Origin of the sequence: Pseudomonas mosselii, from assembly GCF_003205295.1 — a bacterium.
Taxonomy (GTDB): Bacteria; Pseudomonadota; Gammaproteobacteria; order Pseudomonadales; family Pseudomonadaceae; genus Aquipseudomonas; species Aquipseudomonas mosselii_B.
In genome coordinates this window covers 54,870-70,493 of record NZ_QJRP01000003.1, presented here as the reverse complement: position 1 = coordinate 70,493, position 15,624 = coordinate 54,870, and the positions used below count along the sequence as shown (strand labels likewise).

The window sequence follows — 15,624 nt, the reverse complement described above, 5'->3', positions numbered from 1 at the left end:
GCAACGCCCTCGCCTCGCACAGTCTGAATCAGTCTTCCAGCAGCTCTTCGGCGGTGCCCAGGATGTTGTCCAGGGTGAAGCCGAACTCCTCGAACAGCGCGCTGGCCGGGGCCGACTCGCCGTAGGTGGTCATGCCGATCACGCGGCCTTCGAGGCCGACGTACTTGTACCAGAAGTCGGCGTGAGCGGCTTCGATGGCGATACGCGCGCCAACTTCCAGCGGCAGTACCGACTGCTTGTAGGCTGCGTCCTGGGCGTCGAACACGCTGGTGCTCGGCATCGACACGACGCGGACCTTGCGGCCGTCTGCGGTCAGCTTGTCGAAGGCTTGAACGGCCAGGCCCACTTCGGAGCCGGTGGCGATCAGGATCAGCTCAGGCTCGCCGGCGCAGTCCTTGAGCACATAACCGCCACGGGCGATATCGGCGATCTGCTGGGCGTCGCGGGTCTGGTGCTGCAGGTTCTGGCGCGAGAAGATCAGCGCCGACGGGCCGTCCTTGCGCTCCAGGGCGGCTTTCCAGGACACAGCGGATTCCACCGCATCGGCAGGACGCCAGGTGTCCAGGTTCGGCGTGCTGCGCAGGCTGGTCAGCTGCTCGATTGGCTGGTGGGTCGGACCGTCTTCGCCCAGGCCGATGGAGTCATGAGTGTAGACGTGGATCACGCGCTGCTTCATCAGCGCCGACATGCGCACGGCGTTGCGGGCGTATTCCATGAACATCAGGAAGGTGGCGCCGTAAGGCACCAGGCCGCCGTGCAGGGCGACGCCGTTCATGATGGCGGTCATGCCGAACTCGCGCACGCCGTAGAACACGTAGTTGCCGCTGGCATCGTTAGCTTCGACGCCCTTGCAGCCTTTCCACAGGGTCAGGTTGGAGCCGGCGAGGTCGGCGGAGCCGCCAAGGAACTCGGGCAGCAGCGGACCGAAAGCGTTCAGGGTGTTCTGGCTGGCCTTACGGCTGGCGATGGTCTCGCCCTTTGCAGCAACTTCGTTGATGTAGGCCTGGGCCTTCTCGGAGAAGTCGGCCGGCAGGTCGCCTGCGGCGCGGCGCTTGAACTCGGCGGCCAGCTCAGGGTAGGCCTTGGCGTAGGCGTCGAAGCGCTGGTTCCACTCGGCTTCGACCTTGGCGCCAGCTTCCTTGGCATCCCACTCGGCCTTGATGTCGGCCGGGATTTCGAACGGGCCGTGGTTCCAGTTCAGTTCCTTGCGGGCCAAGGCGATTTCGTCGTTGCCCAGCGGTGCGCCGTGGCAATCTTCCTTGCCCTGCTTGTTCGGCGAGCCGAAGCCGATGATGGTCTTGCAGCAGATCAGGGTCGGACGGTCGCTCTTGCGCGCGGTCTCGATGGCGGTCTTGATCTCGTCAGCGTCGTGGCCGTTGACGTTGCGGATCACCAGCCAGTTGTAGGCTTCGAAGCGCGCCGGGGTGTTGTCGGTGAACCAGCCGTGCACTTCACCGTCGATGGAGATGCCGTTGTCGTCGTAGAAAGCGACCAGCTTGTTCAGGCCCAGGGTGCCGGCCAGCGAGGCGACTTCGTGGGAGATGCCTTCCATCATGCAGCCGTCGCCCAGGAACACGTAGGTGTTGTGGTCGACGATGTTGTGGCCTTCACGGTTGAACTGGGCACCCAGCACTTTTTCCGCCAGGGCGAAGCCTACGGCGTTGGCCAGGCCTTGGCCCAGCGGGCCGGTGGTGGTCTCGACGCCTGGGGTATAACCGTACTCCGGGTGGCCCGGGGTGCGGCTGTGCAGCTGGCGGAAGGCCTTGAGGTCGTCGATGGTGACGTCGTAGCCGGTCAGGTGCAGCAGCGAATAAATCAGCATCGAGCCATGGCCGTTGGACAGCACGAAGCGGTCGCGGTCGGCGAAGCTGGGGTTGCTCGGGTTGTGCTTCAGGTAGTCGCGCCAAAGCACTTCGGCGATATCCGCCATACCCATGGGGGCACCTGGGTGGCCGCTGTTGGCCTTTTGCACGGCATCCATGCTGAGGGCACGAATGGCGTTGGCACGTTCACGACGGCTGGGCATCGCTGAGTCTCCTGGGGCTTGAAATAGGTGGTGAAGCGAAAAAAGGCGGCCATTTTCGCCCACAGGGGGGGCCGGGGGCAATGACGTATGGTCGCAGTCGGGCTTTTTTCCTGTGATTGGTTGGGAAAAGAGTAAAAAAGCGGGGTCGTGGGAGCGGGCTTGCCCCGCGATTGCGTCAGATTGGACGCAGGAAGTACCAGGACTAGCGCCATCGCGGGGCAAGCCCGCTCCCACGATCAGCCCCACTAGGCCATCGGTCAGCCAATATCAAAACTTTTTGATATTGGTCTTGCTAGGGTAACGATGCCTGTCTAGACTCCGGCCCCATGAACCTCAATGCGCCCATCACCCCACAACGCAGCGACGAGCTGGCCGCCCTGTGCAAGGCCGGCGGCGACCCCCTGCGCCTGAACGTGCTGCGCGCATTGGCCAATGATTCGTTCGGCGTGCTGGAACTGGCGCAGATCTTCGACATCGGTCAGTCGGGCATGAGCCATCACCTGAAGGTGCTGGCCCAGGCCGAGCTGGTGGCGACCCGCCGCGAAGGCAACGCGATCTTCTACCGCCGCGCCCTGCCCGACAGCCAGCGCCTGGGCGGCCGTCTGCATTTGGCGCTGCTCGAGGAGGTCGACGACCTCGCCCTGCCTCAAGCAGTGCAGGCTCGCATCGCCCAGGTCCAGCAGCGTCGCGCCGCCACCAGCCAGGATTTCTTCCTGCGCGTGGAAGAGAAGTTCCGCGCCCAGCAGGACCTGATCGCCGGCCTGCCGCAATACCGCGAAAGCCTGCTGGCGCTGCTCGACAAGCTGAGCTTCGACGCGGGCGCCAGCGCCCTGGAGGTCGGCCCCGGCGACGGCGGTTTCCTGCCCGACCTGGCCAGGCGCTTCGAACAGGTCACGGCCATGGACAACAGCCCGACCATGCTCGAGCTGGCCCGCCAGGTCTGCGAGCGCCATGAGTTGAATAACGTAAACCTGCAGTTGGCCGATGCACTGGGTGCAACGGATGTGGAAGCCGACTGCGTTGTGCTGAACATGGTCCTGCACCATTTCAGCGATCCGGCCCAGGCCCTGCGCCTGCTGGCCAGACGGGTGAAGGCGGGCGGCAGCCTGCTGGTCACCGAGCTGTGCAGCCATGACCAGGGGTGGGCGCGCGAAGCCTGCGGCGACCTGTGGCTTGGCTTCGAGCAGGACGACCTGGCCCGTTGGGCCAACGCGGCAGGGCTGGCCCCCGGGGACAGCCTTTACGTGGGCTTGCGTAACGGTTTCCAGATCCAGGTCCGGCACTTCCAGCGGACCACTGGCGACATACAACATCGGTAAATTTCAGGAACCCATCGAGATGAGCGAATACTCCCTTTTCACTTCCGAGTCCGTGTCCGAAGGGCATCCGGACAAGATCGCCGACCAGATCTCCGACGCGGTGCTGGACGCCATCATCGCCCAGGACAAGTACGCCCGCGTGGCCTGCGAGACCCTGGTCAAGACTGGTGTCGCCATCATCGCCGGTGAAGTCACCACCTCGGCCTGGGTCGACCTGGAAGAGCTGGTGCGTAAAGTGATCATCGACATCGGCTACAACAGCTCCGACGTCGGCTTCGACGGTGCCACCTGCGCCGTGATGAACATCATCGGCAAGCAGTCGGTGGATATCGCCCAGGGTGTCGATCGCTCGCGCCCTGAAGACCAGGGTGCCGGCGATCAGGGCCTGATGTTCGGCTACGCCAGCAACGAGACCGACGTGCTGATGCCGGCGCCGATCTGCTTCTCGCACCGTCTGGTCGAGCGCCAGGCCGAAGCGCGCAAGTCCAAGCTGCTGCCATGGCTGCGCCCGGACGCCAAGTCGCAGGTCACCTGCCGCTACGAAAACGGCAAGGTAGTCGGTATCGATGCCGTGGTGCTGTCGACCCAGCACAACCCTGAGGTTTCGCAGAAAGACCTGCAGGAAGCGGTGATGGAGCTGATCGTCAAGCACACCCTGCCGGCCGAGCTGCTGCACAAGGACACCCAGTACCACATCAACCCGACCGGCAACTTCATCATCGGTGGCCCGGTGGGCGACTGCGGCCTGACCGGCCGCAAGATCATCGTCGACAGCTACGGCGGCATGGCCCGCCACGGCGGTGGCGCGTTCTCCGGCAAGGACCCGTCCAAGGTCGACCGTTCCGCCGCCTACGCCGGCCGCTACGTGGCCAAGAACATCGTTGCCGCGGGCCTGGCCGAGCGCTGCGAGATCCAGGTGTCCTACGCCATCGGCGTGGCCCAGCCGACCTCCATCTCGATCAACACCTTCGGTACCGGCAAGGTTTCGGACGAGAAGATCGTGCAGCTGGTGCGCGAGTGCTTCGACCTGCGTCCGTACGCCATCACCACCATGCTCGACCTGCTGCACCCGATGTACCAGGAAACCGCCGCCTACGGTCACTTCGGCCGTACGCCGCAGCAGAAGACCGTCGGCGACGACACCTTCACCACCTTCACCTGGGAGCGCACCGACCGCGCCGCCGCCCTGCGCGACGCCGCTGGCCTGTAAGCCTCCTACAGCAGTACCGGAAAGCCCCTGCCGAATGATCGGCAGGGGCTTTTTTGTGACATATGGGCTGACAAATGCCCACCGTCGCCCACGCCGTCACCCGCCTAGGCTGAGAACTCCTTCCCGCCTTGCAAGGATGCCGGCCATGTCATTACTGCTGATAGTCATAGCGCTGCTGTTGCACCACCCCGTTGTCCTGGCGGGTGTGTGCCCGGCCTGGGACTCGGCGCAGGCCGAGGCCGAGGTCGCCCGGCTGCGCGCCACCCTCGCCCACTGGGACGACCAGTACCATCGCCAGGGTATCGCCCTGGTGGCCGACGAACTCTACGATCAAAGCCGCCAGCACCTGCTGGAGCTTCAAGCCTGCTTTGGTCTTTCCCACGACGACGCTCCGCTGGCGAGCGCCCGCGGCACTATCCCCCATCCGATCCCCCACACCGGTGTCGACAAGCTTGCCGACGAGCAGGCCGTAGCCCGCTGGCTGCTGGGCAAACGCGACATCTGGATGCAGCCGAAGGTCGACGGCGTCGCGGTGTCACTGATCTACCGCCAGGGCCAACTGACAGGCCTGCTCAGCCGTGGCGACGGCACACTAGGGCACGACTGGAGCCGGCACATCCCGGCGCTGAGCGGTATCGTGCGGCAACTTTCCCAACCTTTGGACAGTGTGTTCCAGGGTGAGCTGTACTGGCGCCTGGACCACCACGTGCAAGCAGAAGCAGGCAGCGCCAACGCCCGCAGCTCCGTCGCCGGGCTGCTGGCACGCAAGCGGATGACCGAGGAACAAGGGGCAGGCATCGGCCTTTTTGTCTGGGACTGGCCGCACGGCCCGGCTAACCAGGCCGAGCGCCTGGCACGCCTGGCAGCACTGGGTTTCACCGACAGCCAGCGCCTCAGCGTAGCCATCAAAGGCATTGCCGAAGCAGCGCGCTGGCGCCAGCACTGGTACCGCTCGCCCCTGCCCTTCGCCAGCGACGGCGTGATCCTTCGCCAGGACAGCCGCCCGGCGGCGCCGCGCTGGCGGGCCCAGGCGCCGTACTGGATCGCCGCCTGGAAATACCCATTCGCCCAGGCGCTGGCACAGGTAAGGGATGTGCAATTCCGAATCGGCCGTACCGGGCGCATCACACCCTTGCTGCTGTTGCAGCCGGTGACCCTGGACGACCGCCAGATCCGACAGCTCAGCCTTGGCTCACTCGCGCGCTGGAAGTACCTGGATATCCGCCCTGGTGACCAGATAGCGGTCAGCCTGGCCGGCCTGACCATCCCACGCCTGGAAAGCGTGGTGCATCGTGCCGCTCGGCGCACCATCGTGCAGGCTCCAGATCCGGCGAACTACCACGCCTTCAGCTGCTGGCAGGCCAGCGAGGGATGCCAGCAGCAGTTCCTTGCCCGCCTGACCTGGCTGGGCGGCAAGCAGGGCCTCGACCTGCCAGGTCTGGGGGCCGAAACCTGGAAACGCCTTGTCGAAAATGGCCATATCGTGCAGTTGACCGATTGGCTGAGCCTCGGCCAGGACCAACTGCTCGAGGTACCCGGGATCGCCCAGGCACGGGCCAGGCAATTGCAAATGGCTTTCGCCCAGGCACGCCGACAGCCTTTCCAGCGTTGGCTGCGGGGCCTCGGCGTACCCGCGCCATCCAGCCTGCAACTGGGCCCCGACTGGCACACACTGGCGTCCAGAAACATCGAGCAATGGCTTGCCGAACCTGGCGTCGGGCTGGGTCGGGCCGAGCAACTGCAAGCCTTTTTCGCCCACGAGCAGGTCCAGGAACTTGTCCGAAACCTGCGCACCCATGCAATCGAGGGTTTCTAATTTGCGCGGATCAGGGCAGCATTTCGCTTTCTGCTGCCCAGCCCCGAATGGAGCCCTCGATGAAACTGCTTTCGTCCCTCGCCCTGTCCACCCTGCTCGGCTTCGCCGCCAGCCCGCTGCTGGCCGCTGAAGAGCAGCCGGTCCTGACCGGCTGCGCGGCCAAGCGCCAGGCCATCAGCGAACAGATCGAACAAGCCCGCGCCCATGGCAACAGCGATCAGCAGGCGGGCCTGGAAAAAGCCTTGAGCGAAGTCACTGAACACTGCACCGATGCCGGCCTGCGCAAGGAGCGCGAGCAGAAGGTGCTCGACGCCCGCCACGAAGTGAACCAGCGCACCAAGGACCTGGACAAGGCCATGAAGAAGGGCGACGCGGAGAAGATCAACAAGCGCAAGGACAAGCTGGCCGAGGCGAAGAAGGAGTTGCAGGAGGCCGTGGACGAGCTCGAACGCTGACCGGATAGCCTCCCACAAGAGCCCCTCGGCTCAGTGATTGCGAAACTCGCTATGACAGGCCTTGCACGCCGCCTCGACCTTGTCCATCGGCGCCTTCACCCGCGCCGCATCCAGTGGCTGGGTACGGGTCACCGCGACCAGCTCGCCGGTGACGCCCTCCAGTTGCCGGGCCAAGTCATGGAACCGCGCCTGGCGCTCCCAGACCTCGGCCCGCGCGCTACTGTCGCCCGCGTCACGCAGCTGCGGGAAGTGCTGCCACGGCGCGTGGGCCAGGGTGTCCAGCTTCACCGCGCCGTCGGCGAACTTGACCCCGTCGAAGGGCAGGCGCCCACGCAGCATGCCCCCCATGTCTTCGCTGGTCTTGAGCATCTGCTTGAAGATCGCCTTGCGCTGGCCCAGTGGCGAGTTGGGATCAACGCCGTCACAGGCACTCAGGGCAAGGGCGGCGAGCAGTACTACGGTCAATCGCTTGAACATCACGGTCTCTTCGGCCAGGAAAACGGGCGGCCAGTATCGCCGCCCCGCAGGCAAAGACCAATAGCCACACAGAAAACATGGGTGAATCTTCATGCTTCACCCCTTACAGGATCGAAGACATGAAATCTGCATTGCGCCATCTCGCCTGGGTACCGCCTGCCCTGGCGCTTCTGGCCGGCTGCAACGGCGGTGAGAGCGCCAAACCCGAACCCCATGCCATCGCCACCTATGTGCCTGCCACCTTCAAGGATCTGCCCCAGGTCAGCGACGATGACCTGCTGGCCGGCTTCTACGCCTGGCGCAACGGCTGCGAGAAGCTCAGGCGCGACCCGGTATGGGCCGCCACCTGCGAGGCGGCGGGCTCGGCAACGGCCAATGCCACCCAGGTGCGCACTTTCCTCGAACAGAATCTGCAGGTCTATGGCCTGCGTTCGGCGCAGAACAGCGCCAACGGCCTGATCACCGGCTACTACGAGCCGGTCTACCCCGGCAGCCTGGCCCGTTCCGACAGCGCGTCCGTCCCGGTGTATGGCGTACCTGAGGACATGATCGTGGTCGACCTGGCCAGCGTGTACCCCGAGCTCAAGGGCAAGCGCCTGCGCGGGCGCCTCGACGGGCGGGTGCTCAAGCCCTACGACACCGCCGAGGTGATCAACCGCGACGGCGCCAGGGCGCCGGTACTGGCCTGGCTGACCGACCCGATGGACCTGCAGTTCCTGCAGATACAAGGCTCGGGCCGTATCCAATTGGAGAACGGTCGCCAGTTGCGCCTGGGCTATGCCGACCAGAACGGCCACCCATACCGCCCGATCGGCCGCTGGCTGGTGGAGCAAGGACAGTTGCCGAAGGAAGAGGTGACCATGGGCAGCATCCACGCCTGGGCCCAGGCCAACCCGCAGCGCGTGCCCGAGCTGCTGGCCAGCAACCCGAGCTACGTGTTCTTCAGCACCCGCCCGGACAGCAACGAGGGGCCGCGCGGCTCGCTCAACGTACCGCTGACCGCGGGCTACAGCGTGGCGATCGACCGCAAGGTGATCCCCCTGGGTAGCCTGCTCTGGCTATCCACCACCCGCCCGGACGGCAGCCCGGTGGTGCGTCCGGTCGGCGCCCAGGACACCGGCGGCGCCATCACCGGCGAAGTGCGCGCGGACCTGTTCTGGGGCACCGGGCCCGAGGCTGGCGAGCTGGCGGGGAACATGAAACAGCAGGGACAGATCTGGATGCTATGGCCCAAGGGGCAGCCTTTGCCCGAAGTGCCGAAAGTGCCCTGACAGCCGCTGTTGCGGGCAAGCCCGCTCCCACCGCGGAGCGGACTTGCCCCGCAACAGGTTCAGATGGATACCACGAAGAACGCCACGATCAGCGCCATCCCGACGAACCACACCAGCGAACGCAGCACGGCCCAGTCCGCCAGGTAGCAAATGATGTAAAGCAGCCGGCTGGTGATGTACACCACCCCCAGCACATCCTGGGTCACCTGCTCGGCATTGCCGACGATGTCGGCCACCAGAACCGCCGCGGCAAACGCGGGAAATGCCTCGTAGCCGTTCAACTGGGCAGCATGGGCCCGCCGGGGCAGCCCTTCGAGCTTGTCCAGGAACGCACGCGGGTCGTGATTGGCGCGCAGGCCAAAATACCCGCTGCTGAGCTTGGCGATCAATGCGCACAGCGGCGGCAGGACCAGCGCGACGAGAATGCACCACAGGGCAACGGTCATCTACAGGACTCCTTGTTCACAGGGGATCGATTCACAGCTTCATTACCAGCATGCCGGCCAGGACCAGCCCGCAAGCTAGGAGTCTCGGCCCGCCAAAAGGTTCTTTGAGGTAGCGCATGCCCAGCAGCACCACGAGGATCACGCTCAGCTCGCGCAGCGCCGCCGCCTCGGCCACCGAGCCAAGATGCATGGCCCACAGCACCAGGGCGTAGCTGAACAGCACGCATAAACCGACCGCCAGGCCCAGCTTCCATTGGGTTCGCCAGAACAGCACGAACGGCGCCCGCCGGGCCACACCGGCCAGCAGCGGGAACGGCCAGGCGCTGAGCAGGGTCAGCCATACCAGGTAGTCCAAGGGCTTGCCCCACAGGCGCACAGCCTGGCCGTCGAACCAGGTGTAACAGCCGATGCACAGGCCGATCAGCGCCACCACCGGCAGCATCGACCAGGGCAAGCGATCCCCGCCACCACCTTGCCACAGCAGACACGCCATACCGCACGGGATCAACAAGATGCCGATGACCTGTTGCTGGCTGAGCGACTCGCCGGCAAAGGCCAGGGTCAGCCCCAGCACCACCAGTGGCGACAGGCCCCGCATCAGCGGATAGACCAAGCCCAGGTCGCCCACTTTGTAGGCTTTTATCAACAGGTAGCGATAAAGCTGTTCGGCGAGCGCCGAAGCCAGCAGCCAGGGCCAGATGCTGGCCGGTGGAAAGTCGACGAAGGCCACGGCCAGGACCGCGAAGACCAGCGCGACCAGGTCCATGCTGGCGATCACCAGCAGGCGCTCGGCGCTGAATTTGATCAGGGTATTCCAGGTGGCGTGCAGCAGGGCCGCGACCAGTACCAGGGAGGTTGCCAACACGCCTTCGGATCCTTGGGGCCGTTAGAGGCCACCACTATATAGCGTGCCGGCTGGTTCGCCGGCAAGCCGGCGCCTGCAAGGGGAGCGGGAACGATTTCGATAAATCCGGTCATAGGTGTGTCCCGAGCCCGTCGCCAGATCATCCAAGAACTGCCCGAGTCACTCGGGAAACGACTTGGAAGCCACTGTTACAGGATTCGGGATGCTTGAATTAGTTGCCGCGTTTATCTGCCTCACCACCCTCCTCACCTATGTGAACTACCGCTTCATCGGCCTGCCGCCGGCCATCGGCGTGATGGTCACCGCACTGCTGTTCTCCCTGATGCTGCAAGGCCTGAGCCTGATCGGCTTCCCTGGCCTGGAAGAGCGCGTCGAAGGCCTGATGAACCAGATCGACTTCAACGACCTGCTGATGCACTGGATGCTGTCGTTCCTGCTGTTCGCCGGCGCCCTGCACGTCAACCTCGCCGACCTGCGCAGCTATCGCTGGCCGATCGGCCTCCTGGCCACGATCGGGGTGCTGATCGCCACCGTGGTGATCGGCTACCTGGCGCACTGGGTATTCGCCCTGTTCGGCTGGAACGTGCCGCTGATCTACTGCCTGTTGTTCGGCGCGCTGATTTCGCCGACCGACCCGATCGCCGTGCTCGGCGCGCTGCGTACCGCCAACGCCTCGAAACCGCTGAAGACCACCATCGTCGGCGAATCGCTGTTCAACGACGGCACCGCAGTGGTGGTATTCACCGTGCTGCTGGGCATCATCCAGCTGGGTGAGACCCCGAGCGTCGCCGATACCGCCATCCTGTTCGCGCGCGAAGCCATCGGTGGAATCGTCTTCGGTGGCCTGATCGGCTATGCCACCTATCGCATGATCAAGAGCGTCGAGCAGTACCAGGTCGAGGTCATGCTGACCCTGGCGCTGGTGATCGGCGGCTCGGCCATGTGCTATGAGCTGCACGTCTCGGCGCCGATTGCCATGGTGGTGGCCGGTCTGATCATCGGCAACCTTGGGCGCAACCTGGCGATGAACGACATGACCCGTCGCTACATGGACGGTTTCTGGGAACTGATCGACGACATGCTCAACGCCTTGCTGTTCGCCCTGATCGGCCTGGAGCTGTTGCTGCTGCCGTTCAACTGGCTGCACCTGGCGGCCGGTGGCGTGCTGGCGGTGGCGGTGCTGGCCTCGCGCCTGCTGACCGTGGCCCCGGCCATCGTATTGCTGCGCCGCTGGCGGACCGTGCCGCAAGGCACCATCCGCGTGCTGACCTGGGGTGGCCTGCGCGGTGGCGTGTCGGTGGCCCTGGCGCTGTCGCTGCCACAGGGCGATGAGCGCGACCTGCTGCTGTCGATCACCTACATCGTGGTGCTGTCGTCGATCCTGGTGCAGGGTCTGACGGTCGGCAAGGTGGTCAAAGGCGTAAGCCAACAAGCCTGATGCATCGAGCTGGCTGCTTCGCGGGTAAACCCGCTCCCACAGGATGGCAGAACCTTCAAGGGCGCCGAAGGACCTGTGGGAGCGGGTTTACCCGCGAAGAGCCGAACGCCGGTCTCACTCCACGGCGCTGTCCGGGAACTGATCCTGGATGTACTTGATCTCGGTACGCCCATGCGGCGCCGGCTGGCCATCCTCGCCCAGGTTGACGAAGACCATCTTGTCGACGGTCAGGATCGCCTTGCGGGTGATCTTGTTGCGCACTTCGCACTTGAGGGTGATCGAGGTGCGGCCGAACTCGGTGGCGGTGATGCCCAGCTCGATGATGTCGCCCTGGCGCGAGGCGCTGACGAAGTTGATCTCGGAAATGTACTTGGTCACCACGCGCTGGTTGCCCAGCTGGACGATGGCGTAGATCGCCGCCTCCTCGTCGATCCAGCGCAGCAGGCTGCCGCCGAACAGGGTGCCGTTGGGGTTGAGGTCTTCGGGTTTTACCCATTTGCGGGTGTGAAAGTTCATCTTTACTCCTGACCGGCTTGGCTAACGTGCAGTCATGATGGCAGACCGCTTGGTCACGCTCCATTGAACATCGACTATCGTCTCGATAAATCGACAGAAAGTCTTGGGTGTGTCACACGCCCGCGGCTATAATCCTTGCCGTTTCACATGGTCCCCCGCAGTGGTGGCCATCCCGCCACCCGACCGAGGGGCGCTGCAGCAGGCTCGGCCTGTCAGGCTCGGTTGGGGCGTTGTCCGCGCAAGCGGACGCTCAACGCACAACGGCGCCCATTCGCACACTACGAATGGAGGCTCTCAATGAGCGCTGTAAACACGCCTGCTGGTTTTTCCGACTTCAAGGTCGCCGACATCTCCCTGGCCGACTGGGGCCGCAAGGAAGTCATCATCGCCGAATCGGAAATGCCCGCACTGATGGGCCTGCGCCGCAAGTACCAAGCCGAGCAACCGCTCAAGGGCGCGAAGATCATCGGCTGCATCCACATGACCATCCAGACCGCCGTGCTGATCGAGACCCTGGTCGCCCTGGGCGCCGAAGTGCGCTGGTCGTCGTGCAACATCTTCTCCACCCAGGACCAGGCCGCCGCCGCCATCGCCGCCGCCGGCATCCCTGTGTTCGCCTGGAAAGGTGAAACCGAGCAGGAATACGAGTGGTGCATCGAGCAGACCATCCTGAAAGACGGTCAGCCATGGGACGCCAACATGGTCCTGGACGACGGTGGTGACCTGACCGAAATCCTGCACAAGAAATACCCGGCCATGCTGGACAAGATCCACGGCGTGACCGAAGAAACCACCACCGGCGTGCACCGCCTGCTCGACATGCTGGCCAAGGGCGAGCTGAAAGTCCCGGCGATCAACGTCAACGACTCGGTCACCAAGAGCAAGAACGACAACAAGTACGGTTGCCGTCACAGCCTGAACGACGCCATCAAGCGCGGCACCGACCACCTGCTGTCGGGCAAGCAGGCCCTGGTGATCGGCTACGGCGACGTGGGCAAGGGCTCGGCCCAGTCCCTGCGCCAGGAAGGCATGATCGTCAAGGTCACCGAAGTCGACCCGATCTGCGCCATGCAAGCCTGCATGGACGGCTTCGAAGTGGTCTCGCCGTTCAAGGACGGTATCAACACCGGTACCGAAGCCGGCATCAACAAGGACCTGCTGGGCCGCATCGACCTGATCGTCACCACCACCGGTAACGTCAACGTCTGCGACGCCAACATGCTCAAGGCCCTGAAGAAGCGTGCCGTGGTCTGCAACATCGGCCACTTCGACAACGAGATCGACACCGCCTTCATGCGCAAGAACTGGGCATGGGAAGAGGTCAAGCCGCAGGTGCACAAGATCCACCGCACCGGTGCTGGCGTGTTCGATCCGCAGAACGACGACTACCTGATCCTGCTGGCCGAAGGCCGCCTGGTGAACCTGGGCAACGCCACTGGCCACCCAAGCCGCATCATGGACGGCTCGTTCGCCAACCAGGTCCTGGCGCAGATCTTCCTGTTCGAGCAGAAGTTCGCCGAACTGCCAGCCGCCAAGAAGGCCGAGCGCCTGACCGTGGAAGTGCTGCCGAAGAAGCTGGACGAAGAAGTGGCCCTGGAGATGGTCCGTGGCTTCGGCGGCGTGGTCACCCAGCTGACCCCGCAGCAGGCCGAGTACATCGGTGTGACCGTCGAAGGTCCGTTCAAGCCGGACGCCTACCGCTACTAAGCAGCGGCGCCAGCGCCGGGCAATCGCCCTGGCGCTGGCTGGCAACGCGTCGAACCGATGTCCGAGCCAGGCCGGCCCCAACCGTCCTGGCTTTTATTTGCAGGTAGCCGCCCCAGGCGCGCCGCCGAAGGAACGAGAGATGTCACAAGAACGCCGCTACAGTTTCGAGTTCTTCCCCACCAAGACCGACGCCGGCCACGAGAAGCTGATGGGTGTCGCCCGCCAGCTGGCCAGCTACAACCCGGATTTCTTCTCCTGCACCTACGGTGCCGGTGGCTCGACCCGCGACCGCACGCTGAACACCGTGCTGCAGCTGGAAAACGAAGTGAAGGTCCCGGCCGCCCCGCACCTGTCCTGCGTGGGTGACAGCAAGGACGACCTGCGCGCCCTGCTCGCCGAGTACCAGGCCGCCGGCATCAGGCGCATCGTCGCCCTGCGTGGCGACCTGCCGTCGGGCATGGGCATGGCCAGCGGCGAGCTGCGCTACGCCAGCGACCTGGTCGAATTCATCCGCCAGGAAACCGGTGACCATTTCCACCTGGAAGTGGCCGCCTACCCGGAGATGCACCCCCAGGCGCGCAACTTCGAGACGGATCTCGCCAACTTCGTGCACAAGGTCAAGGCCGGTGCCGACAGCGCCATCACCCAGTACTTCTTCAACGCCGACAGCTACTTCTACTTCGTCGAGCGTGCGCAGCAACTGGGCGTGGACATCCCGGTGGTGCCCGGCATCATGCCGATCACCAACTACAGCAAGCTGGCACGCTTCTCCGATGCCTGCGGCGCCGAGATCCCGCGCTGGATCCGCAAGCAGCTGGAAGCCTATGCCGACGACACCGCCAGCATCCAGGCCTTCGGCGAGGAAGTGATCACCCGCATGTGCGAGCAATTGCTGCAAGGCGGCGCACCGGGCCTGCACTTCTACACGCTCAACCAGGCCGAGCCGAGCCTGGCGATCTGGAACAACCTGAAGCTGCCACGCTGATGGTTGTGAACAGGGCTTTGGCGCAGATCAAAGCCTTGTTCATTCGCGCTTGTGCCGCAGGCCCCCGAGACCGGTGTTCACTGGCCTTGCCCGGGCTTGCAGCGTACTCTCCCGCCATGCGCACGCTCATCCTCCCTCTCCTGCTGTTGCTGCTCGCCGGCCTGAGCCCGTTGGCCCATGCCGAACGCCTGCGTATCGTCAGCGACGACTGGGCGCCCTACCTCTACCAGGAAAACGGCCAGCCCAAAGGCATCGACTACGAGGTCACCAACGAGGTGTTCAAGCGCCTGGGTGTCGAGGTGCAATGGCAGTTCCTGCCCTGGCGGCGCTGCCTGGCCATGGTCGAGCAGGGGCTGGCAGACGCGGTGATGGACATTTTCCGGGTCGACTCCCGCCAGGGTTACCTGGTCTACCCGGACGAACCCATGTCAGAGGTCGAGTTCGTCCTCTACCAGGTCCGCTCGCGCCCGCACCCGGTCGAGCGCCTCGAAGACCTGGCCGGGCTGACCGTGGGCACCTCGCCGGGCTATGTCTATGACGGCAGCTTCGCCGAATCGCCGCTGTTCCGCCGGGAGCCGGCGCCCAGCCACGAAGCCAACTTCGGCAAGCTGGCGCTCGGGCGTATCGACCTGCTGGTGACCGACCGCCGGGTTGGCCGCTACGTCAGCCGCCAGCTGGGCCTGGAGCAGACCGTCGAGGCGCTGCCCCTGGTGATCAGCCGCCGCCAGCAGTACCTGGGGCTGGCCCGCAAGCCAGGGCGCGAGCAGCTGGCACAGGCGTTCAGCGATGAACTGCGACGCTTCAAGCAGGAGCCTGCCTATGCGGCGATCAACGCCCGCTATCTGGGTAATCGGGATTTTCCTTTCGCCGTTGAGCAGCAGGAACGCAGCACACCCTGATTGCTCTGTTATACTCGGGCCTTCCCGCCAGGCTCACGCCCGGACGCTCGGCCTCGCAACAGGCATCTCGACCCGCAGCAGCGCACCTTGCGCGCCGCCCGCAGGCTCCAGGATGCGCCGTGAACGCCCAGCTGGACCGGACGCGATCGCATCCTTCCGATGCCCGTCGCGCCAGGCAGAACACCCCATCGGGC

14 protein-coding genes and 1 riboswitch are annotated in these 15,624 nt (G+C 64.8%); of the genes, 9 read left to right on the top strand and 5 right to left on the bottom strand.

Going from position 1 to position 15,624, the window contains the following annotated elements; all coding sequences use genetic code 11:
- Positions 1-28 precede the first annotated feature (28 nt).
- Positions 29-2,026 carry a transketolase gene (gene tkt / locus DMX06_RS03880; RefSeq protein WP_110734777.1) on the bottom strand — a complete coding sequence of 666 codons (1,998 nt, stop codon included), beginning with the start codon at positions 2,024-2,026 and terminating at the stop codon, positions 29-31.
- A gap of 326 nt (positions 2,027-2,352) precedes the next feature.
- Here tkt and DMX06_RS03875 point away from each other — a divergent pair, with 326 nt between their 5' ends.
- The 4 genes from DMX06_RS03875 (at position 2,353) to DMX06_RS03860 (ending at position 6,826) form a co-directional block, all read left to right on the top strand.
- Positions 2,353-3,345 (top strand): ArsR/SmtB family transcription factor, encoded by a 993-nt coding sequence (locus DMX06_RS03875; RefSeq protein WP_110734775.1) that lies wholly within the window; start codon positions 2,353-2,355, stop codon positions 3,343-3,345.
- 19 nt (positions 3,346-3,364) lie between these two features.
- A complete protein-coding gene (gene metK / locus DMX06_RS03870) occupies positions 3,365-4,555 on the top strand; it encodes a methionine adenosyltransferase (protein WP_110734773.1) in 1,191 nt (396 codons plus the stop codon).
- 136 nt (positions 4,556-4,691) lie between these two features.
- Entirely contained in the window at positions 4,692-6,371 is a 1,680-nt protein-coding gene (gene ligB, locus DMX06_RS03865; protein ID WP_110734771.1) for an NAD-dependent DNA ligase LigB, read from the top strand.
- A gap of 59 nt (positions 6,372-6,430) precedes the next feature.
- Positions 6,431-6,826 carry a DUF1090 domain-containing protein gene (locus tag DMX06_RS03860; RefSeq protein WP_110734769.1) on the top strand — a complete coding sequence of 132 codons (396 nt, stop codon included), beginning with the start codon at positions 6,431-6,433 and terminating at the stop codon, positions 6,824-6,826.
- Positions 6,827-6,856: 30 nt separating this feature from the next.
- On the opposite strand, the gene DMX06_RS03855 is transcribed toward DMX06_RS03860, so the two are convergent.
- Positions 6,857-7,303, bottom strand: a complete 447-nt coding sequence (locus tag DMX06_RS03855) for a c-type cytochrome (RefSeq protein ID WP_110734767.1) — start codon at positions 7,301-7,303, stop codon at positions 6,857-6,859.
- Between the two features lie 119 nt (positions 7,304-7,422).
- On the opposite strand from DMX06_RS03855, the gene mltA reads away from it, so the two are divergent.
- Complete coding sequence (mltA, locus tag DMX06_RS03850) at positions 7,423-8,574, top strand: murein transglycosylase A (RefSeq protein ID WP_110734765.1); 1,152 nt, start codon at positions 7,423-7,425, stop codon at positions 8,572-8,574.
- A gap of 59 nt (positions 8,575-8,633) precedes the next feature.
- Here mltA and DMX06_RS03845 read toward each other — a convergent pair whose 3' ends face one another.
- Positions 8,634-9,020: an MAPEG family protein gene (locus tag DMX06_RS03845; protein ID WP_110734763.1), complete on the bottom strand. Its 387-nt coding sequence runs from the start codon at positions 9,018-9,020 to the stop codon at positions 8,634-8,636.
- Positions 9,021-9,051: 31 nt separating this feature from the next.
- On the bottom strand, positions 9,052-9,885 hold the full coding sequence (locus tag DMX06_RS03840) for a DMT family transporter (protein WP_110734761.1): 834 nt from the start codon (positions 9,883-9,885) through the stop codon (positions 9,052-9,054).
- Between the two features lie 202 nt (positions 9,886-10,087).
- Here DMX06_RS03840 and DMX06_RS03835 point away from each other — a divergent pair, with 202 nt between their 5' ends.
- Complete coding sequence (locus DMX06_RS03835) at positions 10,088-11,323, top strand: cation:proton antiporter (protein WP_110734759.1); 1,236 nt, start codon at positions 10,088-10,090, stop codon at positions 11,321-11,323.
- A 114-nt stretch (positions 11,324-11,437) separates the two neighbouring features.
- On the opposite strand, the gene DMX06_RS03830 is transcribed toward DMX06_RS03835, so the two are convergent.
- On the bottom strand, positions 11,438-11,839 hold the full coding sequence (locus tag DMX06_RS03830) for an acyl-CoA thioesterase (RefSeq protein ID WP_050707228.1): 402 nt from the start codon (positions 11,837-11,839) through the stop codon (positions 11,438-11,440).
- A gap of 179 nt (positions 11,840-12,018) precedes the next feature.
- Positions 12,019-12,115: riboswitch (S-adenosyl-L-homocysteine riboswitch) on the top strand.
- Positions 12,116-12,136: 21 nt separating this feature from the next.
- On the opposite strand from DMX06_RS03830, the gene ahcY reads away from it, so the two are divergent.
- From ahcY to DMX06_RS03815, 3 genes are all read left to right on the top strand, one after another.
- Entirely contained in the window at positions 12,137-13,546 is a 1,410-nt protein-coding gene (gene ahcY, locus DMX06_RS03825; protein WP_028688336.1) for an adenosylhomocysteinase, read from the top strand.
- Between the two features lie 139 nt (positions 13,547-13,685).
- On the top strand, positions 13,686-14,531 hold the full coding sequence (gene metF / locus DMX06_RS03820) for a methylenetetrahydrofolate reductase [NAD(P)H] (RefSeq protein ID WP_110734757.1): 846 nt from the start codon (positions 13,686-13,688) through the stop codon (positions 14,529-14,531).
- A gap of 116 nt (positions 14,532-14,647) precedes the next feature.
- On the top strand, positions 14,648-15,430 hold the full coding sequence (locus tag DMX06_RS03815) for a substrate-binding periplasmic protein (protein WP_110734754.1): 783 nt from the start codon (positions 14,648-14,650) through the stop codon (positions 15,428-15,430).
- Positions 15,431-15,624 lie beyond the last annotated feature (194 nt).

Bases quoted from the DNA above. Each gene is read 5' to 3' on its own strand.
- tkt (WP_110734777.1), bottom strand. From the start codon at position 2,026: ATGCCCAGCCGTCGTGAACGTGCCAACGCCATTCGTGCCCTCAGCATG.
- DMX06_RS03875 (WP_110734775.1), top strand. From the start codon at position 2,353: ATGAACCTCAATGCGCCCATCACCCCACAACGCAGCGACGAGCTGGCC.
- metK (WP_110734773.1), top strand. From the start codon at position 3,365: ATGAGCGAATACTCCCTTTTCACTTCCGAGTCCGTGTCCGAAGGGCAT.
- ligB (WP_110734771.1), top strand. From the start codon at position 4,692: ATGCCGGCCATGTCATTACTGCTGATAGTCATAGCGCTGCTGTTGCAC.
- DMX06_RS03860 (WP_110734769.1), top strand. From the start codon at position 6,431: ATGAAACTGCTTTCGTCCCTCGCCCTGTCCACCCTGCTCGGCTTCGCC.
- DMX06_RS03855 (WP_110734767.1), bottom strand. From the start codon at position 7,303: ATGTTCAAGCGATTGACCGTAGTACTGCTCGCCGCCCTTGCCCTGAGT.
- mltA (WP_110734765.1), top strand. From the start codon at position 7,423: ATGAAATCTGCATTGCGCCATCTCGCCTGGGTACCGCCTGCCCTGGCG.
- DMX06_RS03845 (WP_110734763.1), bottom strand. From the start codon at position 9,020: ATGACCGTTGCCCTGTGGTGCATTCTCGTCGCGCTGGTCCTGCCGCCG.
- DMX06_RS03835 (WP_110734759.1), top strand. From the start codon at position 10,088: ATGCTTGAATTAGTTGCCGCGTTTATCTGCCTCACCACCCTCCTCACC.
- DMX06_RS03830 (WP_050707228.1), bottom strand. From the start codon at position 11,839: ATGAACTTTCACACCCGCAAATGGGTAAAACCCGAAGACCTCAACCCC.
- ahcY (WP_028688336.1), top strand. From the start codon at position 12,137: ATGAGCGCTGTAAACACGCCTGCTGGTTTTTCCGACTTCAAGGTCGCC.
- metF (WP_110734757.1), top strand. From the start codon at position 13,686: ATGTCACAAGAACGCCGCTACAGTTTCGAGTTCTTCCCCACCAAGACC.
- DMX06_RS03815 (WP_110734754.1), top strand. From the start codon at position 14,648: ATGCGCACGCTCATCCTCCCTCTCCTGCTGTTGCTGCTCGCCGGCCTG.